This is a genomic window from Cryobacterium levicorallinum (assembly GCF_004402405.1).
Taxonomy (GTDB): domain Bacteria; phylum Actinomycetota; class Actinomycetes; order Actinomycetales; family Microbacteriaceae; genus Cryobacterium; species Cryobacterium levicorallinum.
Genome location: NZ_SOFE01000023.1, coordinates 381,601 through 404,620 on the forward strand (window position 1 = coordinate 381,601; position 23,020 = coordinate 404,620).

20 protein-coding genes are annotated in these 23,020 nt (G+C 64.2%); 6 read left to right on the plus strand and 14 right to left on the minus strand.

Annotation, left to right across the window (positions count from 1 at the left end):
* Positions 1-16: 16 nt before the first annotated feature.
* Positions 17-238: a hypothetical protein gene (locus E3O11_RS13825; protein ID WP_134495584.1), complete on the plus strand. Its 222-nt coding sequence runs from the start codon at positions 17-19 to the stop codon at positions 236-238.
* A 139-nt stretch (positions 239-377) separates the two neighbouring features.
* On the opposite strand, the gene E3O11_RS13830 is transcribed toward E3O11_RS13825, so the two are convergent.
* From E3O11_RS13830 to E3O11_RS13845, 4 genes are all read right to left on the minus strand, one after another.
* The gene (locus E3O11_RS13830) at positions 378-938 is read right to left on the minus strand and encodes a PNPOx family protein (protein WP_134495586.1); all 561 of its coding nucleotides are present in this window, start codon (positions 936-938) and stop codon (positions 378-380) included.
* Positions 939-1,081: 143 nt separating this feature from the next.
* Positions 1,082-3,712 (minus strand): AMP-binding protein, encoded by a 2,631-nt coding sequence (locus E3O11_RS13835; RefSeq protein WP_134495588.1) that lies wholly within the window; start codon positions 3,710-3,712, stop codon positions 1,082-1,084.
* A 341-nt stretch (positions 3,713-4,053) separates the two neighbouring features.
* A complete protein-coding gene (locus E3O11_RS13840) occupies positions 4,054-6,438 on the minus strand; it encodes an ATP-binding cassette domain-containing protein (protein WP_092448610.1) in 2,385 nt (794 codons plus the stop codon).
* A 1-nt stretch (position 6,439) separates the two neighbouring features.
* Positions 6,440-7,204 carry an SDR family oxidoreductase gene (locus E3O11_RS13845; protein WP_092448609.1) on the minus strand — a complete coding sequence of 255 codons (765 nt, stop codon included), beginning with the start codon at positions 7,202-7,204 and terminating at the stop codon, positions 6,440-6,442.
* 192 nt (positions 7,205-7,396) lie between these two features.
* Here E3O11_RS13845 and E3O11_RS13850 point away from each other — a divergent pair, with 192 nt between their 5' ends.
* The 4 genes from E3O11_RS13850 to E3O11_RS13865 all read left to right on the plus strand — a co-directional run bounded on the left by E3O11_RS13850 (position 7,397) and on the right by E3O11_RS13865 (position 10,172).
* Complete coding sequence (locus E3O11_RS13850) at positions 7,397-7,882, plus strand: NfeD family protein (protein ID WP_092448608.1); 486 nt, start codon at positions 7,397-7,399, stop codon at positions 7,880-7,882.
* A complete protein-coding gene (locus E3O11_RS13855; RefSeq protein WP_092448607.1) occupies positions 7,875-8,924 on the plus strand; it encodes an SPFH domain-containing protein in 1,050 nt (349 codons plus the stop codon). Before E3O11_RS13850 ends, E3O11_RS13855 begins: the two co-directional genes overlap by 8 nt.
* Before the next feature lie 3 nt (positions 8,925-8,927).
* Positions 8,928-9,692 carry a glycerophosphodiester phosphodiesterase family protein gene (locus E3O11_RS13860; RefSeq protein WP_241994732.1) on the plus strand — a complete coding sequence of 255 codons (765 nt, stop codon included), beginning with the start codon at positions 8,928-8,930 and terminating at the stop codon, positions 9,690-9,692.
* Between the two features lie 111 nt (positions 9,693-9,803).
* Positions 9,804-10,172: an RNA polymerase-binding protein RbpA gene (locus E3O11_RS13865; protein ID WP_092448605.1), complete on the plus strand. Its 369-nt coding sequence runs from the start codon at positions 9,804-9,806 to the stop codon at positions 10,170-10,172.
* A gap of 93 nt (positions 10,173-10,265) precedes the next feature.
* On the opposite strand, the gene lnt is transcribed toward E3O11_RS13865, so the two are convergent.
* The 9 genes from lnt to E3O11_RS13915 form a co-directional block, all read right to left on the minus strand.
* Complete coding sequence (gene lnt / locus E3O11_RS13870) at positions 10,266-11,789, minus strand: apolipoprotein N-acyltransferase (protein ID WP_092448604.1); 1,524 nt, start codon at positions 11,787-11,789, stop codon at positions 10,266-10,268.
* Positions 11,790-11,796: 7 nt separating this feature from the next.
* Entirely contained in the window at positions 11,797-14,274 is a 2,478-nt protein-coding gene (locus tag E3O11_RS13875) for a DEAD/DEAH box helicase (RefSeq protein ID WP_092448603.1), read from the minus strand.
* Positions 14,275-14,304: 30 nt separating this feature from the next.
* Positions 14,305-15,066 (minus strand): twin-arginine translocase subunit TatC, encoded by a 762-nt coding sequence (gene tatC / locus E3O11_RS13880; RefSeq protein ID WP_092448602.1) that lies wholly within the window; start codon positions 15,064-15,066, stop codon positions 14,305-14,307.
* Between the two features lie 47 nt (positions 15,067-15,113).
* Complete coding sequence (gene tatA, locus E3O11_RS18495) at positions 15,114-15,344, minus strand: twin-arginine translocase TatA/TatE family subunit (RefSeq protein WP_092448601.1); 231 nt, start codon at positions 15,342-15,344, stop codon at positions 15,114-15,116.
* A 19-nt stretch (positions 15,345-15,363) separates the two neighbouring features.
* The gene (locus E3O11_RS13890; protein ID WP_092448600.1) at positions 15,364-15,690 is read right to left on the minus strand and encodes a hypothetical protein; all 327 of its coding nucleotides are present in this window, start codon (positions 15,688-15,690) and stop codon (positions 15,364-15,366) included.
* A 3-nt stretch (positions 15,691-15,693) separates the two neighbouring features.
* Complete coding sequence (locus E3O11_RS18305; protein WP_241994733.1) at positions 15,694-17,823, minus strand: helix-turn-helix transcriptional regulator; 2,130 nt, start codon at positions 17,821-17,823, stop codon at positions 15,694-15,696.
* 17 nt (positions 17,824-17,840) lie between these two features.
* Positions 17,841-18,788: an FKBP-type peptidyl-prolyl cis-trans isomerase gene (locus E3O11_RS13905; protein WP_092448599.1), complete on the minus strand. Its 948-nt coding sequence runs from the start codon at positions 18,786-18,788 to the stop codon at positions 17,841-17,843.
* Between the two features lie 129 nt (positions 18,789-18,917).
* Positions 18,918-19,919 carry a tRNA (adenine-N1)-methyltransferase gene (locus E3O11_RS13910; protein WP_092448598.1) on the minus strand — a complete coding sequence of 334 codons (1,002 nt, stop codon included), beginning with the start codon at positions 19,917-19,919 and terminating at the stop codon, positions 18,918-18,920.
* Entirely contained in the window at positions 19,916-20,680 is a 765-nt protein-coding gene (locus tag E3O11_RS13915) for an HAD family hydrolase (protein ID WP_255411845.1), read from the minus strand. Before E3O11_RS13915 ends, E3O11_RS13910 begins: the two co-directional genes overlap by 4 nt.
* Positions 20,681-20,759: 79 nt before the next feature.
* On the opposite strand from E3O11_RS13915, the gene E3O11_RS13920 reads away from it, so the two are divergent.
* The gene (locus tag E3O11_RS13920; RefSeq protein ID WP_092448597.1) at positions 20,760-21,716 is read left to right on the plus strand and encodes a proteasome assembly chaperone family protein; all 957 of its coding nucleotides are present in this window, start codon (positions 20,760-20,762) and stop codon (positions 21,714-21,716) included.
* A 3-nt stretch (positions 21,717-21,719) separates the two neighbouring features.
* Here E3O11_RS13920 and mshC read toward each other — a convergent pair whose 3' ends face one another.
* Complete coding sequence (gene mshC, locus E3O11_RS13925; RefSeq protein ID WP_092448596.1) at positions 21,720-22,994, minus strand: cysteine--1-D-myo-inosityl 2-amino-2-deoxy-alpha-D-glucopyranoside ligase; 1,275 nt, start codon at positions 22,992-22,994, stop codon at positions 21,720-21,722.
* Between the last annotated feature and the right edge of the window lie 26 nt (positions 22,995-23,020).

Here is a 23,020-nt window from a genome sequence, read left to right on the forward strand (position 1 = left end):
GGCGTATCGTAATGGCATGATTCAGGACAGGAAAACCCCACGCGGTCCGGAACAGTGGGGTGCAACCGATTTCCGGTCGTGCCCGATCTGCGGTCATGCGATGCGTGAACACACCATCGACCACTCGTCGCGAAACACGGTGGTCAATTGTCCGGTGCCCCACCCCGGGGCCTGGGATCGTGACGCGTTCGAACCGGTTAATGAATTCGGCATGGTCATGCACCATGCGCACGCCTGATCCGCAATTCTGATTGCGCGGCCAGCTCGCTGTCACTGGCTCAGTGCCGGCGAACGGATGCGGGAACTTCCGTTCCATCCGCCGTCAACGGTGAGCCAGCTGGTGCGCCCCATCCGGTCACCACCGGGACCACTCCGGCTTAGACCGCGTGGTTTTCGCCATCGTCGACGGTCTCGCTCGGTGCACCACTGCGCATCTTCATGCTCATCTCGGTGAGGGGTATGCGCAGCACGACGGTCGCTGCCAGTTCGCGGCGCGTCATCGGGCGCACTTCTTCATTTCGGCCGGGCATGAACCGTTCGGAGAGAACGAGCAGCTCAACGGCGAGGAATATTTGGTCAGCACCTAGGGAGCGTCGACGCGCGTGGCCGTTCTGCTGCACGGGGGAACCCTCGCGGCGCCAGCGCGACCGATGGTGGAAGCGGGTCAGCAGCATCCGCTTGATGTGCTGGATCTGATACCGGGATACCCGTCGACCGGAAGCTTGTCGGGGCGGCCTTGGACGGCCGCGTGGCGCCTGGCCGCCGCGAGACCCATTCCATAGACCGAACCACCCCTGCAGGGCACCCTGGCCCTGCGCGCGGAAATCGCCGACCACCTGGGGCATGCCAGGGGAGTGCGGTGTGAGGCCGAGGACATCGCCGTCACGGCTGGCACGAGTGAAGCACTCGCTCTTGTGGTCCTGGCGCTGCGGGAACATCTGGAGTCCGGTGCAGGAAAGGATTCCGCTCGAGCACCGCCTCTGGCTCGCGGCAATTCATGTCTTGGGAGCGAAATTTCCCGCTCCCCTCCGCTGCCCGTCGATTCATGCTCGGTTGGCTCGATCCGTTGATATCAAGCGGTTCAACTTCGGATTGCAAAGTGGTTTCGGCTCCTCAAGCCTGTGGTGGCAGCGTAATTGAATGCTCGGCCGACCAGGCGATACAGGTACCACGCGGCGACGCCGATGGCTAGTGACGAGATCGTTCCGAACCAGGGGGCACTGGCCTCCCAAGTCGGGTAGACGACCCAGTGGGTGAGGTAGATGAACAGGGATGCGCTGGCCAGTAGTCGAACGGCCGGAACGAGGGTGCGCGGCATTCGCAGCCGTTCCACCCAGATCAGCAACAGTATTCCGGCCACCACAACTGCTTCGCGTGCTGGATCCCCGAAAAATCCGATCGTGGCGACGATCGCCGCTGACGATGCCGCCACACGCTTCCAGTTATTGTCGGCCCGGGCGATGACCCAGCCGAGCACGAGAGACCACAGCACGGTGAACGGGGTGTATCTTTCAATTCCTTCTGCCTCGATGCCGACGAGTGCGAATCGGGTCGTGACGGCTGCCGCGAACAGGGTGATCGGGAACGTCCACGGGTGCCGTCGTTCGAGGCGGTCGATCGGGCGAATTAGGAACATTGCCGCAAAGCCGAGCATGGTCCAGACGGCGGCCTCGAGAAACCAGAATTGCCATTGCTCGTTCCACTTGCCGTCGCCGGGGACGAGGTGGTTGACCAGCAGCGCTGTGGTCCAGGTGTACTTGCCGGTGAGCACGGCGACGGCCCCTATCCACAGCGTGGCCGGAATCGCGATCTGGGCTGCGCTTCTGAGCAGGCGGCGAACGCGCGTGGCCCCCGCAACGTCGGCGAGCTGAAACCTGGCCAGGTTGTATCCGGCGACGGCGAGCAGCAGGTGTGCGCCGCCCTGCACGGTGATCAGGTCGGCATGGGTGCCGACGATCAGCACGATTGCGAGTGCGCGGAGAACGGCGGGAGTCTCGACCCGGGGAAAGCGGACCTTCCACGCTCCGACTGTCGCCGCTCCACGCTTCGCCGTTTCGCCCACGGCCGTGCTGTCAGCCTGTGGGGGAGGGCCGTCGGCCGAGGACGCGAGGTTCCGGGCCGATTGTGCTGGCCAATCCCGCGGCAACGCGCCGAGGAGGTCCTCCAGCCGCAGGGCCACCTCGACGTAGCTCAACGAATCCCCGCCGAGCCCGGCGAAAGTGTCGTCGATGGTCGCGTCTGGGCGCCCAAGGAGAACGATGAAAAGGTTACGGATCATGTCGGAGGTTGCGACCTGCCCGGGGTTCGCTGCTGTCGACGCCTTCTGGGCGTCGATCATCTGGGCATAACGGACGAGCGAGGCAAGGTCGGGCTTGCCGCTGGCTGTGCGAGGAAACTCGCTCACCGTGTAGACGTGTATAGCGTGCGTGGGGATTCCGAGTAGCACAGCGGTGCGGGTTCGTGCCCTGACGACGTACCGGGCCGCACGGATGAATACGAGCAAGCGTTCTCCGGTGCTTGCCGTACGGGCTTCGATTCCTTCCTCGGCGAGGAGGCGTTGGACGGAATCGAGGTCGACCCGGAGCCCATACACCTTCACGAATCGGTTTAGCCGTCCGACGACCTCGAACATGCCGTCCTCGCGGTGCCGGGCGAGATCGCCGGTGCGAAGCTCGTGGACCGTGCGCCCCAATGCGAAGTCGGCCGGTGTCTCGGCGTAGCCGAGCATGACGTTGGGGCCTTCGTAGACGAGTTCGCCGACGTCCGCTCCCGCCTCGGCATCGATGCGCAGGTGACCTCCAGGGATGGGGCGGCCGATGCTGCCGGCGGCGTGGTCGGCGAGTTCCGCGGGGACGTACGCCATCCGCGCAGTGGCCTCTGTCTGCCCGTACATCACGAAGAATTCGAACCCGCGACGCTCACCGAGGCGTGCGAAGCGGCGCACCGCTTCTGGGGCGAGGCGGCCGCCGGCTTGGGTGAGGTAGCGGATGCTCGCTGGCAACCGATCCGTGAAATTGCCCGCCTCGAGAAGCTCGAAGGTGTAGGGCACGCCCGCGAAAGAAGTGATCCGATGCATCCCGGCCTCGTCCCAGAACGCCGCGTCGGCCACCGATCGCTCGGTGAGGACGACGCTCGCTCCCGACACGAGGTGGCTGTTCAGGACCGAGAGGCCGTAGCAGTAATGCATCGGCAGCGTGGTTGCTGCCCGGTCTGCAGGCGTGAGACGCAGGTACGCCGCAATGGCTTGTGCGTTGCTCAGCAGGTTTTGCCGGGACAACCGAACGAGCTTCGGCGACCCGGTGGACCCGGAGGTGCTCACCAGCATGGCTAGGTCGTCGGAGAAGCTGTGCGTGGATCCAGGCCGCATCTCCCGCAGGGCCGGGCCGTCCCCGTCGCGGACGGCAATGACGTCAGGGTCGAACCGTTCAGCCAGTGACGCGCGATGAGTCCGTGATGCTTCATCGTTACCCGGTGCGACCAGAAGCACCGGGTGGCCACCTTCCAGAGCTGCAAGGTAGGTAACGATCGGCTCGACGGCATTTGCTGCCTCCAGCATCACGAGTCGGCGGACACGACCAAGCTCGAGACGGCGTATGGCGACCATCCTGGCTAGCTGGGCGTAGCTGAGGTCTCCACTACCGGTGACGAATGCGACGTCGTCGTCTGAGCCATTAAGGAGGGTCAGTCGTGGTGCGGGCATAGTGTGGAGCACGAGAATACTTTCGAACGGTGCGCAGGGGCTGGTTAGGTAAGGATACCCTACATAGTAGGAAACCGCACAGACCGCGGAAGTTCAGCCCACCACTGAACCCGTGTCTACAAACGGGGGCCAGGCTAAAATCGTTGACCTCCAGCTGATGCGAACTTGCATCATACTGCGCATTCCTCTCCGTAATCGCGGACGGTATGCGTCGATGGTGGTTGCTTGGAATAATGACTCCTATCGAGTCTGACTTGACATAATGTGCATTATCAGTCACATGCCCGAGAGTGGTCGAGAGTGGTGTCCGGCCCGCCGAACTGCGGGCCGGACATCACTCCGGTAACGCCGGATCAGGCGCCGACGTAGGCTGCCAGGTGCTCGCCGGTCAGCGTTGAATGCCCGGCCACGAGATCGGCGGGCGTTCCCTCAAAGACGATTCGGCCGCCGTCGCGCCCGGCGCCGGGGCCCAGGTCGATGATCCAGTCGGCGTGCGCCATGACCGCCTGGTGGTGCTCAATCACGATGACGGACTTACCGGAGTCAACCAGCCGATCCAGCAGTCCGAGCAGATTCTCAACGTCGGCAAAGTGCAGGCCGGCGGTCGGCTCGTCCAGAACGTAGACATCGCCCTTGTCGGCCATTTGCGTGGCGAGCTTGAGCCGCTGCCGCTCACCGCCGGAGAGTGTCGGCAGCGGCTGGCCGAGGCTGAGGTAGCCGAGGCCGACGTCGGCGAGCCGGCAGAGAATTGCGTGCGCCGCCGGAATGCGTGACTCCCCCGCACCGAAAAACTGCTCGGCCTCGGTCACCGACATCGCCAGCACCTCACTGATGTCGCGCCCATTGAGGTGGTAGTCCAGGACGGATGCCTGAAACCGCTCGCCCTCGCATACCTCACAGGGGATGGCGACACCCGCCATGATTCCCAGGTCGGTGTAGATGACGCCGGCGCCGTTGCAGTTGGGGCAGGCGCCCTCGGAATTGGAGCTGAACAACGACGGCTTCACGCCGTTGGCCTTCGCGAATGCCTTGCGGATCGGCTCGAGCATGCCGGTGTACGTCGCCGGGTTGCTGCGCCGCGACCCCTTGATCGTGCCCTGGTCGACGGTCACCACACCGTCCCGGCCCGAGACCGATCCGGAGATCAGCGAACTCTTACCGGACCCGGCCACACCGGTGAGCACGGTGAGCACACCGAGCGGAATGTCGACATCGACGCTCTGCAGGTTATGGGCGCTGGCGCCACGAACCGGCAGGACACCCGACGGTGCACGCACGGTCGATTTGACGGCGGCGCGGTCATCCAGATGCCGACCGGTCAACGTGCCGCTGGTTCGAAGTCCGGCGAGAGAGCCCTCGAAGACCACCTCGCCGCCGTCCGAACCAGCACCCGGCCCGAGGTCGATGACGTGGTCGGCGATCGCGATCATCTCCGGCTTGTGCTCCACCACCAACACCGTGTTGCCCTTGTCGCGCAGCTGGACGAGCAGGGTGTTCATGCGCTGGATGTCGTGCGGGTGCAGTCCGATGGTCGGTTCGTCGAAGACATAGGTCACGTCGGTGAGTGAAGATCCGAGATGACGGATCATCTTGGTACGCTGCGACTCACCGCCGGAGAGCGTGCCAGAGGCCCGGTCAAGTGACAGGTAACCCAGCCCGATCTGCACGAAGGAGTTCAGCAGGAGCTCCAACGCGGTAAGCAGCGGCGCGACGGACGAGTCGTTCAGGCCACGAACCCACTCGGCGAGGTCGCTGATCTGCATCCCACAGGCATCCGCGATGCTGATTTCGTTGATCGTCGACGATCGCGCGCCCTCGTTCAATCGGGTGCCGTTGCAGTCGGGGCAAACGGTGAAGGTCACGGCACGCTCTACGAACGCTCGAATGTGGGGCTGCAGCGAGTCAACATCCTTGGTGAGCATCGACTTTTGGATCTTGGGAATCAGGCCTTCGTAGGTGAGGTTGATGCCCTCGATCTTGATCTTGGTCGGCTCTTTGTGGAGGAGGTCTGCGAGTTCCTTCCTGGTGAAGTCCTTGATCGCTTTGTTGGGGTCGAAGAAGCCGCAGCCATTGAAGATGCGGCCAAACCAGCCGTCCATGCTGTAGCCGGGGATGGTCAGTGCGCCCTTGTTCAGGGATTTGGTGTCGTCGTAGAGCGCGCGGAGGTCGATATCGGTGACCGATCCCCGACCCTCGCAGCGGGAACACATGCCCCCGGTGATACTGAAGCTGCGGCGTTCCTTGACGGTCTGTCCCCCGCGTTCGATCGAAACGGCGCCCGCTCCACTGATCGAGGCGACGTTGAACGAATACGCCTGGGGTGAGCCGAGGTACGGGTTGCCGAGTCGGCTGAACAGGATGCGCAGCAGGGCGTTGGCGTCGGTGGCGGTACCGACGGTGGAGCGCGCGTTGGCCCCCATCCGCTCCTGGTCGACGATAATGGCCGTCGTCAGCCCATCGAGCACATCGACGTCTGGCCTGGCCAGGGTCGGCATGAAGCCCTGCACGAAGGTGCTGTACGTTTCGTTGATCATGCGTTGCGACTCGGCAGCAATGGTGCCGAACACTAGTGAGCTCTTGCCCGAGCCGGACACGCCCGTGAACACGGTCAACCGGCGCTTGGGAATCTCCACGCTGACGTTCTTGAGATTGTTTTCCCGAGCGCCCTGCACACGGATCAGGTCGTGGCTGTCTGCAACCTGCATCTCTGATTCCGGATTCGCCGTGTTCGTGGTCATGCTATTCGCCCGTAAACCCGATCGTTTCGCCCACGTAGCGGGTGTTGCCGACCGGAACCGGCTCAACCGCAGCGGCTACGACCTCCGCCGCGAACTCGCTGACGTTGTACAAGCGACCGGCCGCTTCCTTGCGGGCGCTGAGGGCACCGGGGTTGGACCGCTCGAGCAGTGTCGCCGTGATGGTGCCCTCGATCATGTCGCCGGAGACCACGACAAAGCCGATGCCGGATTCCTCAAGCTGGGGGATCACCGCGCGCAGGGCATCCTCACCGGCACGCTTGCTGCGAGCCACCTGCTCATACTCCGGCATGGTCGGCGTGGTTTTGATGAAGTGCGCCTGGTGGCTGGTGACGTACACGACGCGGGAGTCATCGCCGAGCAGCGGGACCGCTTCGTTGAGCAGGTTCACCTGGGCATCGTGGTTCAACGTCATGGCGTAGTCGGCGGGCATGCCACTCTCCATGCCGCCCGAGGCGTTCATCACCAGAATATCGAGGCCGCCGAATTCGGTGCGAATGGTCTCGAACATCGCGGCGACCGAGGCCGGGTCGGTCAGGTCGGCACCGACCGTGATGGCCGTACCGCCGGCAGCGCGAATGGCGTCGGCGAGTTTATTCGCGCGTGCCTCCTTATTGCGGTAGTTAATGACGACCCTGGCGCCGGCTTCGGCGAAGTACCCGACAGTATCGGCACCGATACCGCGGGAGGAGCCGGTGACGAGTACACGCTTGCCCTCGAGTGATCCTGCTGCAAGTGGATTGGTCACGGGGGCTCCTTTTAGTTTCATGCACGCCGGTAGTCATGCACGTTAGTCATTCACGTCGAATTTAGATGAGGCGGGCATCGACTGCCACACACTCGCCTGTCGACCATATCAAGAAGCACCGGTCGCTCCCCCGGCGTGTTGTCGGTGGCACCTGCTAGTTTCAGAGGAAATGGATTGGGGAAAGTGGCACCCATGGTCGACCTGACTGATTATCTCTGGATTCTGTGGCTCGTCTTCATTCTCGTCGCCGTAACGATCGAGCTCCTGAGCCTGGAATTCACCTTCCTGATGATTTCCATCGGCAGCCTGGGCGGCCTGGCCGCCAATCTGCTCGGTCTGGAGTGGTGGCTGCAAATCGTCGTCGCCGCCGGCCTTTCGGTGCTGCTCCTGCTCACCATCCGGCCGTTCCTGCTGCGTGCCCTGCGCAGGGGCGGCGATCCGGCCTTGAGTAATATCGACGCCCTGATCGGCATGACCGGTCGCGTCGTCGCGACGGTAACCCAGACCAGCGGGCTCGTCAAACTGGCCAATGGTGAAACCTGGACCGCGCGCCTGGTCGGACCGGCCGGTACCACCGACAACGGATCCGTTGATCCCGGACAGGCGATCACCGTGCACCTCATCGAAGGCTCCACCGCCGTCGTCATCTCCGCCGAAAGGACCCAGAATCATGCTTGACCCCGCAGCCTTCATCGGACAGATCTTCGTGTTCGCCCTGCTCGCCGTTTTGGCGGTGTTCGTCATCGTCATTTTGTTGCGCGCCATTCGCATCATTCCGCAGGGCAACGCCGGCGTGGTCGAGCGCCTCGGGAAGTACCACAAGACCCTGCTGCCCGGTCTGAACCTGCTCGTGCCGTTCGTCGACCGGGTGCGTCCCCTCCTCGACATTCGCGAGCAAGTCGTGTCCTTTCCTCCGCAACCGGTCATCACCGAGGACAACCTCGTCGTCTCGATCGATACCGTCGTCTATTTTCAGGTGACGGATGCCCGGGCGGCCACCTATGAGATCAACAACTACCTCGGCGCGGTCGAGCAGCTCACCACGACCACCCTGCGTAACGTCGTCGGTGGCCTGAACCTCGAAGAGGCCCTCACCAGCCGGGACAATATCAACAGCCAGCTCCGCATCGTGCTCGACGAAGCCACCGGTAAGTGGGGCATTCGTGTCGGCCGAGTTGAACTCAAGGCCATTGAACCGCCGCACTCCATTCAGGACTCGATGGAAAAGCAGATGCGCGCCGAACGTGACCGCCGTGCGCTCATCCTCACCGCTGAGGGAACCAAACAGTCCGCGATCCTCACCGCCGAGGGCGCCCGCCAGGCGGCCATTCTCGAGGCCGAGGGCGACGCCAAGGCTGCCGTCCTGCGCGCCCAGGGTGAGGCCGAAGCGATCACGACCGTATTCAAGGCCATCCACGATGGCGACCCCGACCCCAAGCTGCTGGCGTACCAATACCTGTTGACCCTGCCTAAGCTCGCCGAGGGAAGCGCCAACAAGCTCTGGATCGTTCCGAGTGAACTCACCGAGGCGATGAAGGGAATCGGCAGCGCGTTCGGTGCTCAACAAGGCGGTGCTCAACAAGGCGGTGCTCAACACAGCGGTCCCCCACAAAACGGCGCACAACAAAACGGTGCCCAGACTGCTGGTGCGAACCCGGCGGATGCTTCCGGCGCGGCGGCACCGGCAGCATCCGCTCCCCCGGTTTCGCCGCAGGGCTAGCCGGTGGCCGGAAATGCCCAGTCGGTGTTTCTCAGCGGGACGCCGCCCCGGGTGTTCGCCCATCGGGGCCTGACCCAGGCCGCCCCGGAAAACACGCTGCTAGCCTTCGTGAAGGCGCTCGCGACCGGGGCCACGCACCTCGAGACCGACGTGCAGGTGTCACTCGACGGTGTCGCGGTGCTCAGCCACGACCCCGACCTCACGCGGCTGGGTCGGGATGTGCGCATTGATCAGCTGACCATGGTCGAGCTCAAACGCATCAGTCTGGGCGAGGGCCAGGGGTTCACGTCGCTCAGCGATGCTCTGGAAGCTTTTCCGGACGCCCTGTTCAACATTGATATGAAAAGTGATGCTGCGGCGGAGCCGACCGCGCGGGCGATTCTCGATCAGCGGGCCTCTGAGCGAGTGCTCGTGACCTCGTTCACCGAACCACGGCGGCGGCACGCTCTCAGCCTTCTCCCCGGCGTGGTGTCGTCGGCGTCATCGTCACTCGTGGCCCAGGCCGTCGCCGCGACGAATCTGGGGCTGACCGCCCTGGTTCGACGCACCCTGCAGGGGTGCGTCGCTGTGCAGGTGCCCGAACGGCTCGGACCGGTGCGCATTGTCACTCCCCGATTTATCGAGATGATGCATCGGGTCGATGTCGAGGTGCATGTGTGGACCGTGAACGATCCGATCGACATGATTCGACTCCTCGACAGCGGAGTTGACGGCCTCGTCACGGACCGTGCAGATCTGGCCGTTGCCGCCATTACTCGCCGAACCTGAGAGTTACCTTCCAGAACGGGGGGAGCGGGAAGGTTAACGTCCAGCTTGATGGTTTAGAACTGTGAAGGCATCGTGATCGATCTGTGATTACGAGCGAGAGGAGACCACACTATGGCTGACCGCAGTTTGCGTGGCATGAGATTGGGCGCACAAAGCCTGCAGAGCGAAGAAGGCGTCACCTTCTCCCCCCGAGTGGGCCACACCTACCGGTGTGAAACATGCGGGCGCGAGACGGTAATGATTTTCTCGGCCGAAGCCGAGGCTCCGGACGAATGGGAATGCAAGTACTGCGCACGGACGGCGACTCGGCTCGTCGACTCCATGCCCGTAATCGTTGACCACTCCGACGAGAAAATTCCTCGGACCCACTGGGATATGTTGCTGGAGCGTCGCACTAGGGACGAACTCGAGGAGCTGCTCGAAGAGCGCCTCTCGGTGTTGCGTCTGCGCCGTGGTGGCCAGCAGAAGATCGGTGCCTAACCGCTCAAAATCCCCGCTCGACCCCGCACCAGTGTGTTTGTACCCCCGTACTCGCACCCGTGGTGGCGGGGTCGTCGTTGGTTAACGCGGATTTTACCGGCGGTGTCGCCGGGCCGCGCCCAGGCAGAGCGCCAGACCGGCCAGGCCCAGACCCGACAGCAACCACTCAGTTGCCCGACCGGCCACCATCGCCGGCGTGATGGTGTCGCTGAGCGGCACCGTCTGCACCATGGCGCCCGCAGTGAACGTGGGCAGGCTGTCGAGGGTGTCACCGTTGGGTGTGATGATGGCGCTCGACCCGACCGTGGAGATGTTCACAACGGTGCGACCGGTTTGGATCGCACGCAGCCGGGCGATGGCGAGCTGCTGCACGCTTTCATCGGTGTGTCCGAAGTCGGCATTGTTGGTCTGGGCCAGAATCAGCTGCGCCCCGCTGTCGATCATCTCCTGCACGAGCTGGTCATCGGCGATGTCGAAGCAGATTGCGATGCCGGCCAGCACACCGTCGATGTTGAAGACATTGTCGCGGGTACCGATACCGTAGTCGCGTGCGATCAGATCAATCAGCTCCGGCGCGAACGGGCGCCAGAATGCTCGATCCGGCATATATTCGGCAAACGGCACCGGATGCACCTTGTCATATACGTCGACGGCCCCGCGTCCGGCCTCCCAGAGCAGAGAACTGTTGAAATAGGTGTCTTCGGGCTGGGTGATCGTGCCCGTGATGAGCGGAGCATCCATTTCGGTGCTGATGTAGTCGAGTACCTGCGCCGCCGCCGCCGAGCGGGTCGGGTCGATGTCGCTGGCGTTCTCCGGCCAAACCACAAAATCCACGCTCTCGCCGATCAACGGCAGGGTGGCCGAAGTGTGGTCCTGCAGAATCTGACCGGGTGAATACTCCGCAAACAGCCCGGCGTCGGCGTTGCCCTGCACCGCGGCCAGCCGGGTCGTGCCGCTGGGCAGCGTCGGCCACGCGGGGATGGCGAGCACGAGGGCGACCGCACCGACCGCCACGGCTGCCCGCAGGGTGTGGGCCAGGTCAGGCTCCCGCAATAGTTGCACGGCGAGGGCACTTAGCCAGACCAGGATGAAACTCAGGCCGGACAGTCCCACCCAGGCGACGAGCGAGCCGAACGGACTCTCCGATTGGGAGAGCGCGACTCGGCCCCAGGCGAATCCGCCGTAGGGCCAGACCGCGCTGATCGCTTCCCTGGCCGTCCAGAGCCCGGCCACGATGACCGGAACCAGTCCGACGCGACCCCAGACGCTCGGCCAGAGGCGCGGCCCGTGCCGCAGAACGAGCGCGGTGAGGCCGAGGCCGAGGCCGAAGAACAGGCTTTGCAAGCCACCGAGCGCGAACCACGGCACGAGTCCGAGATACAGAGTGATCCAGTAGATGTGGATCAGCCAGAAGGACAGCCCGGCGACCAGCCCGACCAGCAACCCGGTACCGAGGCTTCGACCGAGCAGCGCCACGAGCATGAGCGCCACGCCGAGCGGGGCGAGAAACCACCAGTCCCGGTCCGGAAATCCGGCGTCGAGGATGGCGCCGGCACCGGCCGCCACCAGAACGGATGCCCACAGTGGCAGGCTGAACGCACTCTCGTTCCCCCCCATGGCTGGTTCAGGCCACCGAGGAGTACGCGACGATGCCGCGACGGATCGAGTCCATGGCCTCGCGCGCGGTCGGCCCAACGCGACCGTTACCGGCGATACTGCGCTGGTCAACCTGCACGAGCTGGTCGAGGAGGTCGATGGTCTGTTTGGTCCAGCGCACGAAATCTCCCGCGGCCATTTCGGCTTCGTAGAGCACATCGGCGAGCGACGCGCCGCGGGCCCATTTCCACATGGCCAGGCTAAGGCCAACCGCCAGCGGATTGCTGCCGGGCAGTTTGTTGTTGCGTTCGAGGTCGTCGATGCTGCTCCACAGGTCTTGCGTCTCGTCCAGTGCCGGTCGGAACGGCCCCTTGGGCAGGTAGCGGGCATCGATCAGCCCCTCCTCGCGGCGAGGCTCGAACACCAGAGCGCAGGCCATGGCGGCCAAACTGGCGGCATCCAGGTCCTTCCACAGGCCGCGGCGCAGGGATTCGGCGACGAGCAGGTCCCGATCGGCGTAAATGCGGCGCAGGATGCGTCCGCTTTCGCTCAACGCGATCGTTCCGCGCGCGTCGGATTCGAGGTAGCCGTAACCGAGCAGAACGTCAGTCACCCGGTCGAAAACCCGCGCGATGGCGCCGGTGCGCTGGGAGATCTGCTGGTTGAGGGCATCCGTTTGCCGCTTGAGCTTGAACCAGCGCTCAGCCCAGCGGGAGTGCGCCTCGCGGTCGGGGCAGTGGTGACAGCCGTGGGCGCGCATCTGCTTGCGCAGGCTGGCCACCTCACGCTGCCGCTTGTCGCGCTCCCCACGGAGTGAGTTGTCGGCCTTGGTACCTTCACGCTCGACCTCGGTCAGCCGTCGTCGAATGGATGAGTACTCCTCGAAATTGCCGAGGTGGCAGGTCATGCTGGTCTTGAACCCGGCCAGGGACTCGTCCTGCTGACGCACGGAGCGCGCGAGGTCGACGACAGCCCGATCGGCCTGGAACTGGGCGAAGGAGGATTCGAGGATACCTCGGGTACGGGCGACGCCGAACTGATCGATCAGGTTGACGGCCATGTTGTAGGTCGGCTTGAAACTCGAATTCAGCGGATAGGTACGACGGGAGGCCAGCGACGCGACAGCCTGCGGGTCCAGGCCCTGGGCCCACTGGATGACGGAGTGACCGAGCGTGTCGATGCCGCGACGGCCGGCCCGCCCGGTCAGCTGGGTGTACTCCCCCGGCGTGATCGGCACCCGCGCTTCACCGTTAAACTTCTCGAGCTTGTCGAGGACCACGGTGCGCGCCGGCATATTGATGCCGAGGGCAAGGGTTTCGGTCGCGAAGACGGCCTTGACCAACTTCTTCTGAAACAGCTCCTCAACCACCTCCTTGAACGCGGGCAGCAGGCCCGCATGGTGAGCGGCTACTCCGCGTTCGAGCCCGTCGAGCCACTCAAAGTAGCCGAGCACACCGAGGTCTTCGTCGAGCAGGGTGCGGCATCGGTCGTCGACAATCTGGCGGATTTCGTCGCGTTCGTGTTCCTGCGTCAGGCGCACACCGGAGCGGAGCACCTGACGCACCGCCTGGTCGCAACCGACCCGACTGAAGATGAAGAAGATGGCCGGCAGCAGATGTTTACTGTCGAGCATGCGCACGATGTCGCCGCGATCCATCCGGCCGGCATCGAACTGCGGGCGGTGGTTGTCATGACCGCGATACCCTCCGGAGGAACCGCCCTGCCGGCCGGAGCCACGGCCGCGCCCGCCGGCCGAACGCCCGCCGGCGTGGGACAGCCGAACGAGTTCGGGATTCACCCGATGAGTGCCGATCAAACCGGTGGAATCGAAGAGATCGAGCATGTTGTTCTTGACCAGAACGTGTTGTTCCAGGGGTACTGGGCGCTCCTCGGAGACAATAACGTCGGTTTCGCCGCGGACCGCCTGCAACCAGTCTCCGAATTCTTCCGCGTTTGACACGGTGGCGCTCAGCGAGACCATCCGCACCGGTTGCGGAAGGTGGATGATTACTTCTTCCCAGACAGCGCCGCGAAAGCGGTCGGCGAGGTAGTGCACTTCGTCCATAACGACGAACGCGAGGTCGGCCAGCAGGTCGGAGTCGGCGTAGAGCATATTGCGCAGCACCTCGGTCGTCATGACCACGATGCGCGCACCGGGGTTGACGTTGCTGTCGCCGGTGAGTAATCCGACCTGATCCGCACCGTACTCGGCGACAAACTCCTGAAATTTCTGATTGCTGAGCGCCTTCATCGGCGCGGTATAGAACACCTTTGCGCGAGACTGCTGCATCGCGAGGTAGATCGCGAATTCGGCCACGATCGTCTTGCCGGCACCGGTCGGTGCCGCGACGAGCACGCTATTGCCCGCGTCCAGACAAGCGCAGGCCTCGCGTTGAAACGGGTCGAGGTCGAACTTGAGACCGCTTTCGAAGGCCTGCAGTTTTGGCTGGCTGGCCCGGGTGCGAGCGGCCGAGTAGCGTTCGGCCGGCGATTGCGTGTGCGTCACGTGATCCTTATCAGTTACGACAGCGGGCTCCTAGGGTGCCCGGAGTCCAAGTTCCTTTTCGAACGCGAGCACTTTTCTGGCCGCGCGTCGATCGTGCAGCCACGCGATCCCGTAGGCGGCAAAGTACAACATGACCATGGGGATCGCCAGCAGGAACATCGACACGACATCGGCCGCGGGGGTGGCGATCGCGGTGAACAGCACGATGACCAGAATGGCGATCCGCCAGGATTTGATGATGGATGCAGCACTGATGACACCGGCAAAGTTCAAAAGCACAATGAACACCGGCAGGACGAAGGCGATCCCGATGGCAACGACGAGCTTGAGCACGAAGTCGAAGTACCCTTGGGCGTTGATGAATGCAGAGTCCTCGGTCGGGGCGAAACTCGTCATGAGTTCGACCACGTGCGGCAGCACGACCCAGCCGGCCGCGCATCCCGCCAGGAACAACGGGATGGCGGTGAACAGAAAACCGAAGGTGTACTTCTTCTCCGTGCGCGTCAGGCCTGGTACGAGGAACGCGAACACCTGGTACAGCCAGACGGGGCTGGACACGATCAGGCCGACGTACAGAGAAATCTTCAGCTTGAGGTCGAAGGCGCTCGTGATGTCGGGGTAGTTGATCTGAGCGTTGCGATGTTGGGCGTTGATGATGGCGTAGATCGGTTCGCGCAGCTGGTCCCAGACGAAATCCGAGAGGAACCATCCGGCAATCGCACCGATCAGTAGGCCAGCGGCGGCTAGGTAGAGTCGCTTACGCAACTCGACCAGATGCTGGCCGAGCGACATTTTGCCTTCAACGGGCGTACGCCGACGCGTGCGTACCGCCACGGTAGCTAGGGCTTCGCGGCCGGGTCGGTCGGACCCGCGGACTTCGCGGTGTCATCGCCCGACTGGGTCGGTGCGTTGGGATCGGGGTCGACGCTGTCGCTCTTGATTTCGCTTTTGAAAATCTTCATCGACTGGCCGAGGCTGCGGGCGAGTCCGGGAAGTTTGGGCGCACCGAAGAGAAGCAGTACGACAACGAGGATGATCAGGAAATGCCATCCGGTCAGGTTTTGCAGCATGAGGGTGTGTCCTCTTGTCTTAGCGGGTAACGTAGCGGGCGTTTCGCATCAGTTTACCCCGCACGATCCGGCCGTCGCGACGCACCTGCCGCCGATGGACGCGTTCCGCTTCGCGCTGCTCGACCTCGTGGCGCAGCGCCGCGAGATCCGTGAAGACGGCCGGTCTGAACTGCTCCGGCCTCGGGCTGACGTCCACGTTCAGTGCGGCGATCTGATCGCCCAGGGCTTCGAAGCCACGCAGCGCACCGAGGGATTTTCGGTAGAGCCGCACACCGGACCACACCAGAAGGGCGAGGAGACCCAGCGTCAGCGCGCTCCAGATGAGCAGCCAGGACCACCAGGGCATCCGCTACTCCTCGCTGGCTGGGGCATCGGTGTACTGCGCGACGCCGGCCGCCGCCCACTCGGCGACGACGCGGCGTGATTCGGCCGGTTCGAGAACAGTGACGATCCCGGCCAATCCCGCGACCAGTCGTTTGAGGGCGTGGGAGTGGGCGACCCGCAGGGTGGTGCGCGTATGACCCCCCGTACCGACCGGAACCGACCGTTCGGGGCGATAGTCGGCGAGCAACGGCAACGCCGCGGTTTCGAGTTCGAGTCGCACGTCCAGGTCGCCGCTGGAGGCTTGGAACAGGGTATCGGGCAACAGAATATCCGCGGCGTGCATGCTGCGTGCTCTGCTGGTCGTGCGCGGGTCGCTGATGCGATCGAGACGGAAGGTGCGTACCGCTTCGCGGAGATGGCACCAGCCGCGCAGGTACCAGTCGTTGTCAACAGATTCGATGCGCAGCGGATCGACGAGACGGTGTTCCTGAGCACCGCGGGCGTTTAGGTAGTCAAACTCTACCTGCATCCCCGACGTGAGAGCTGCCTGGAGGAGCGCACGTGTCGCCCCGCCATCGCGCCGCGCGACGGCGAGTTGGGTCGGCGGAGCAGACGCCCCGCGGGTCAATTTGGCCATCAGCGATGCAATCGCATCCGTATCAGCGTTGTCGGGTAGGGCCGAGAGATATTGCAGGCCGGCGATGAGCGCTGCAGCCTCCCGGGCCGAGAACCTGGGCGAATCGTCGATGGCGACCTGATGGGTGAGGACGATGCGGTCGTTCAGCTCGAATTCATCCCAGAGGATGTCGAAGAGATCGCCGTGCAAATACTGACGGGTTTCTCCGGGAATTCCGGATAAGGCGATGAGACTGACCAGGGAGCGCACACGCTCAGGGGGCAGGTCGAAATGCTCGGCGACCTCCGTGACGGTCACCCGACCCTGCTCGATCAGGTAGGGAACCAGCGAGAGCAGGAGAGTGAGCTGGTCGCTGGCGATTCGCGACTGCGCGGCCGTCGTGGCCGGTTGCGTTTTGGATTGCGTCAGGCGGCGGCGCGGCGCCGCTCCGGCTGCCCCGACCGGCAGGTCGGGCGAATGAGCATCGCGAACAGCGAGCAATCGGCTGGTCACGGCCGTGCGGAGTGCGGGAGGACCAACGACGAATACTTCCGGCCCGAAGGCGGCCAATTCGTCGGCTAGAACGTGCAGGTCGGTGAAATGCACGACGCGCTCCGGGCTGGACGCCGGGTCAGTTGCCGGGATTCCCGACTGACGCGCGCCGAGGCGCACTGCCGCGTCGGTGCCCGGCTGCACCAGGACGTGCGCGACGTTGCTCGCCCACAGTTCTTCCAATTCGGCCAGGGCGCGAGCACTGTCGGCGGCAGTGCCCGCGGACACGTCGTTGGCAGCATCGGTGACCGGGGACGGGAACGCCGCCGGTACGACCTTGACCGCTCCCACGATGCGCGAAAGGAGGAAGGTGCGCGGAGCATGAGCGACTTCATCGGTCGCGTAGAGGTGCCAGCGCCCCTCATGCTGCACGAGCGCCCGGGGGACGACCACGCGACGAAGCGGTTTCCTCTTGCCCGGTTTGAGGTAGAGAAAGGCCACTACCTCGGTGCGATCCAGCGCTTTGCTGAGCGGGTCAAAGCTATGGTCCCGCGTGCGCAGCAACGGTGCGTAGCCGAGCACAGGTTCGCTCGAGTCGACGCCGAGCGAATTCAACTTAATCAGGGCGCGACGGGATTCACCGGACAGCGATCCTTCACGCCAGACCGTGCCGGCGAGTTTGAGCAGCGACACTTCGTCGGGAGTGAAGGTCACATCGGCCGGGAGGTCGTACAGCCCTTTCGGTATGCGATAGCGCAAGTGATGGTTGCTGCCCGGATCGTCCGGCGTCTCGACCGTCTCGAGAGGAATGCCCAGTTCCCGAATGTCGTCCTTGTCGCGCTCAAATTGGCGCTCCAAACTGCCATTGGGTCCAGCGATCAGGAATCGCTGCCGATAGCCCTGAACGTTGGCGAGGATATCCGCCTTGGTCAGCCCGGTGTCCGTCGCTACGAGCGCCAGGACCAAGCTGAACAGACGTTCCGGAGCGGTGACCGGGCGCGGTTTGGGCGCGTCGCCGCGTTCGTCTGGGTCGACCAGGGAAGGCACGAGGTCACTCCCGCCGTTTAGTTGATGCCGAGGATGTCGAAGACGAAGATGAGCGTGGAATCGGCCGGAACTGCGCCCGACGCGGTCTTACCGTAGGCCTGTGTGGGCGGAATGACGGCGACGATCTGCGACCCGACGGTTTGCCCGGTGAGAGCCGCTGCCATGCCGGGGATGAGCTCAGTGGGAACGAACTCGACCGGGCTGCCGTTCGCCCAGCTGGAATCAAAGACCGTCTTCTCTTTCCAGAGCACTCCGGTGTAGTTCAAGGTGACCGTCGAATCTTCCAGGACCTTGGCCCCGGTGCCCTTCTTGAGGACCCCGATTTCAAGTTCAGTGGGCGCATCGCCGGACGGCACCACGATGCCGGGCGTACCGTCGGCGTCCAGAACGACCGCGGGAAGACCGTTGGCGACCAGCTGGTCTGCACCGTCGGCGCGAGGCAGGAAGGCCTTCACGATGTCGACCACGAGCACGAGGGAGTCCGTCGCCGCGACCTGGAACTGTTCGTTGCCGCCGGCTGGTCCGAAGGCGTCCTCGGGTGCGATGACGATCGCGACACGTGCCCCGACCTGGGCGCAGAGCAGACCGTCGACGAATCCAGGAAGGGTGCTCTCGTTGAGGATGATCGGGACGGCCGTTGAGCCGTCGAAAGCACTCTGCTGGATCGCAGCACCGGTCGTACCGTTGTAGAGGTTGAACTCTGCGGTGATCTTCTGTCCGGGAACGATGTTGTCCCCCGAACCCGCAATCACCTCGGTGCGCTGGGTGGACGCTGACTTGAGGGGCGTCGGAAAAGTGACCTCCGGTGCCGAACCAAAGTCGCCGGAAACTTTCACCAGCTCGGAGGCGGCACCCGCGGAGACCGGTGCGTCACAGGAGGCCTGGGCCGTGCCGGGGCTGGCACAGGCGGTCAATGCCGCCATCACGAGTCCGGCGGTGGCGATCAGCGCGGATGCTTTGCGCACAAGTCCTTCTTTCGATACGGGGTTGCTGCAGCACTGGGCGCTGCGCTGGATGCTGCGGGGTCGATCTGTGACCGGGTGGCGCGGCCGAGGCCTCGCGCGTACTACAACCGAAACGGGCCGAGCCCTATCCTAACCGGCGTCGAGGTCTCGAGCTTTGGAGAGGTCTGCGCTGGTCCCGGCGATCCGCACGCGTTTGCGCATGACCTTGGCACTGACATTGCGCTCACCGAGCGCCCCGGGCGTCCACGCCTCGACGTCGGCGTCACTGAAGTCGGTCTTCGACGGTCGCCGTTTCAGTTCGGGCAGAATCGTGTCGGGAGCGAGCCGTCTGGCGGTGATGAGAAAGCCGGTGTGCCCGATCATGCGATGGTCTGGGCGAACGGCGAGTCCCTCGACGTGCCAGCCACGAATCATGGTCTCGCTGGAGTCCGGGTTGGTGTACAACCCGGTACCACGAATGGCCTCGGCCACGCGAGATAGCTGCGTCACCGTGGCAACATAGCAGAGCAGGACCCCGCCGGGCTTGAGGGCGTCGGAAACCGAGCCAAGGCACTCCCACGGTGCCAGCATGTCCAGGACGACCCGGTCAACGCTCTGCGCCGGCAGGGTCTCCGGCAGGGTTTCGGCGAGGTCACCGAGCGTGATGGTCCAGTTCTCCGGATCGTTGCCGAGGAACGTGGCGATATTGTCCCGGGCGACGTCGGCGAATTCTTCCCGCCGTTCGAAGGAAGCGAGCCGACCGGCCGGACCGATCGCCCGCAGCAGCCAGAGCGAGAGCGCTCCCGAACCGACCCCGGCTTCAACGACAGTGGCACCGGGAAAGATATCGGCCTGGGCCAAAATCTGTGCAGCATCCTTGGGATAGATGATGGCCGCGCCGCGCGGCATGCTCATCACGAAGTCCACCAGCAGGGGGCGCAGCGCAAGATGCTCGACCCCGACGTTGTTGGTGACGACCGATCCGTCGGGCTGCCCGATGATGTCGTCGTGCGCGAGAATTCCGCGATGCGTGTGAAAGGTCAGGCCAGCCTGGAGCGAAATGGTGTTCATTCGCCCCTTCGGTCCGGTGAGTTGCACGCGGTCGCCGACGCGAAAGAGTCCACTGTTTTGGATTACCTGGTTGTTGCTCATGCGAGTGGTGCGCTTTCGTGTTGGGCAGCCCGGGTGGGGGCGAGAAGATGAACGGGTTCGGAAAGTTCAGCGGTGGAGAAACGATAGAGCGCTGCCAGATCATCAATCGTGCGACCGACCAGCGTCGACCAGCGGGTGTAGTCGTCGCTTTCCGGCAGGTCGATCTGGTGGGGCACAGCGATGGTGATGGTACCGGCGGCCACCGCCGAGGCGACGCCGGGAACGGAATCCTCAATGGCGATGCACCGGCGCGGATCGACGCCGAGCCGTTCGGCGGCCACGAGGTAGGGGTCAGGGTGCGGCTTGCTGTTGGCGACCATATCGCCGGCGATAACCAGGTCGAACGCGGGAAAATCGATCAGGTCGATGATCTGCCGAGCCAGGCGCTCGACCGACATAGTGACGAGCGCAGTCGGCACTGCCGCCGCCTTCAACTCCTGCAGGAGTTCACGAGAACCGGGGCGCCAAGGAATACCATGCTCGGCCAGCTGCTGCTGCACCCGGTCAGTGAGGCGAGCGACAATGGCGTCTGGCGTGAGATCCACCCCGCGGGACTGCAGAATCGCCGCAGAGTTCCACAGTCCGGAGCCGACCAGCAGCATGCCATCATCATGCGTCCAGACGCCGCCGAATTCAGCGACCAGCTCCGTTTCCGCACGCATCCAGTACGGTTCGGTGTCGACGATGGTCCCGTCCATGTCCCAGAGGACGGCGGCGGGAAGGGAAACGGGCGCGGAGGGCGGCACAGGAGAAACATTCACGGGATTCAAGTCTAGGGCCACCGCCTATCCTTGACTGAGGCGCTCCACCGGGAGGCCGAAAGAATTGAGGACATACACGGTGACTGACGGTATTGGGTTTCTGGGCGGGCGGCTTCTCGTCGTTGCTTTCGAGGGCTGGAATGATGCCGGCGAAGCTGCGACCGGGGCAGTACGTGCACTCAAGGACCTCCTCGACGTCGAGGTCATTACCGAGGTCGATCCGGAACTGTACTTTGACTACCAGTTCAACCGACCGACCGTGTCGACCAATGAAGACGGCGTGCGTGCCATCGGATGGCCGAGCGCGATCATGTACGGACCGACGGCCGCCGGCCCGGTAAGCGTTCCGCTGGCCGAGGACGCCGAGTTGCGGGTCAGTGGTACGAATGCCGGCAACATCTACCTGCTCATCGGTACCGAACCGTCACGAAGTTGGAAGAGTTTTGCGGCGGAGATTCTCGACGCTGCCCTCGCCGCCGATGTCAGCGGTGTGGTGTTTCTGGGAGCGATGCTCGCCGACGTTCCGCACACCCGACCCATTTCCATCTTCGTGTCGAGCGACAACTCGAAGGTACGCGGCGAATTGCAGATCGAACGAAGCAACTACGAGGGACCCGTCGGCATTCTCAGCGTGCTGTCGGACGCCGCCGAGACGGCGGGCATTCCGACGCTGTCGATTTGGGCATCCGTTCCCCACTACGTGCACAATGCGCCGTCCCCCAAGGCGATGCTGGCCCTGATCGACAAGCTGGAAGAAGTGATCGACGTCGTGATCCCCCGTGGTGCGCTCGTCACCGAGGCGGCCGAATGGGAAACCGGGATCGATGTGCTGGCCGGTGAGGATGAAGAGATGGCCGCCTACATCGCCCAGCTCGAGCAGGCCCGCGATACCGTCGACTCCCCCGAAGCGAGCGGCGAAGCCATCGCGCAGGAGTTCGAGAAATACCTGCGAAAACGCGGCACTGACGGACGTGATGGACGCGCTGACGGTCGACCCGACGGGCCGGGCAGCCGGCCAGAGGGCCCGCGGCAGTAGGTTCTAGAGCTCCACGCCGAGCAGGGCATGGACGGCGCGATGGACGAGTTCAGGGGCGTCAACGGTGTCGGCTGCAGCGTGGTCGAGTATGCGCAGCGCCTCCGGCGTGTCCAGATCGTGTCGGAGAGCCAAACGAAGCGACTGCACGATTGCTGTCGCTGAACCGGACGCACCGGCGCCGAACGTGGCGCCGGCACCGAAGGCCGCCGACCAGCGGGCCAAACGCTCCACCCCTTCGTCGAGCAGAGAGGACGTCCACTCCCAGTCGGTGCGATAGTGACGGTCGAGCAGGGCAAGACGAATGGCCCGAGGATCGATGCCCCTGGCCCGCAGGCGCGACACCAGCACGAGGTTTCCGACCGACTTGCTCATCTTCTCCCCCCGGTAGGCGACCATGCCGGTGTGGCTGTAGACGCCGGCGAGCGGATGCCCAGACAGCCCTTCCGCGTGTCCGGCGCTCATGTCGTGGTGCGGGAAGATCAGGTCGGATCCGCCGCCCTGCACGGTGAAGTCGGTGCCGAGCTCCTTCAGGGCGATGACCGAGCACTCGATGTGCCAGCCGGGTCGCCCCGCACCGACGAGGGATTCCCAGGCAGGTTCTCCGGCCCTGGCGGCCCGCCAGAGCAGCGGATCGAGACGGTCGCGCTTGCCCAATCGGTCAGGGTCTCCCCCGCGCTCAGCGAACAGTCGGAGCATGCTCACGAGGTCGAGGTTGCTCTCCTCGCCGAGCGTCCAGCCCGTGTTCGCTTGCGCTGCTGCGATATCGAAGTAAAGATCGGCGGCGATCTGCCCGTCAGCACCGGCCACGGCATCGTCGGTCGGCACGGGGTAGGCCAGCCCGGCATCGCGAAGCGCGGCGACCGCCTCAGCGATCTCGTCAATGACCTCGGTCACGGCGACGAAATCGTTCGGTGGAATGATGCTGAGCGCTTGCATATCGGTGCGGAACAGCTCCACCTGAGATGCGGCGAGTTCGCGCCAGTCCACGCCGGTGGCCGTCGCCCGCTCCAGGAGCGGGTCATCGACATCCGTCACATTCTGGGCATAGTGCACCCGGAAGCCGGCGTCGATCCAAACCCGCTGCAGGGTATCGAAGGCCAGGTAGGTGTTGGCGTGACCAATGTGCGTCGCGTCGTAGGGCGTGATGCCGCAGACGTACAGACGGGCCGCATCGCGTGGCTGTGCCAGCACCAGGCTGTCCGTTTTGGTGTCGTGGAGCCAGGGAGCACTGGATTCCCCGGGGACAGAGACAATTTCGGGTCGTTCCCATGCACGCATACAACCAGCCTAGCTTTCAAAGGGCG

Bases quoted from the DNA above. Each gene is read 5' to 3' on its own strand.
- tatA (WP_092448601.1), bottom strand. From the start codon at position 15,344: ATGCTGCAAAACCTGACCGGATGGCATTTCCTGATCATCCTCGTTGTC.
- E3O11_RS13840 (WP_092448610.1), bottom strand. From the start codon at position 6,438: ATGACCACGAACACGGCGAATCCGGAATCAGAGATGCAGGTTGCAGAC.
- lnt (WP_092448604.1), bottom strand. From the start codon at position 11,789: ATGGGGGGGAACGAGAGTGCGTTCAGCCTGCCACTGTGGGCATCCGTT.
- E3O11_RS13830 (WP_134495586.1), bottom strand. From the start codon at position 938: ATGTTCCCGCAGCGCCAGGACCACAAGAGCGAGTGCTTCACTCGTGCC.
- E3O11_RS13910 (WP_092448598.1), bottom strand. From the start codon at position 19,919: ATGAGCAACAACCAGGTAATCCAAAACAGTGGACTCTTTCGCGTCGGC.
- E3O11_RS13855 (WP_092448607.1), top strand. From the start codon at position 7,875: ATGCTTGACCCCGCAGCCTTCATCGGACAGATCTTCGTGTTCGCCCTG.
- E3O11_RS13850 (WP_092448608.1), top strand. From the start codon at position 7,397: ATGGTCGACCTGACTGATTATCTCTGGATTCTGTGGCTCGTCTTCATT.
- E3O11_RS13865 (WP_092448605.1), top strand. From the start codon at position 9,804: ATGGCTGACCGCAGTTTGCGTGGCATGAGATTGGGCGCACAAAGCCTG.
- E3O11_RS13825 (WP_134495584.1), top strand. From the start codon at position 17: ATGATTCAGGACAGGAAAACCCCACGCGGTCCGGAACAGTGGGGTGCA.
- tatC (WP_092448602.1), bottom strand. From the start codon at position 15,066: ATGTCGCTCGGCCAGCATCTGGTCGAGTTGCGTAAGCGACTCTACCTA.
- mshC (WP_092448596.1), bottom strand. From the start codon at position 22,994: ATGCGTGCATGGGAACGACCCGAAATTGTCTCTGTCCCCGGGGAATCC.
- E3O11_RS13890 (WP_092448600.1), bottom strand. From the start codon at position 15,690: ATGCCCTGGTGGTCCTGGCTGCTCATCTGGAGCGCGCTGACGCTGGGT.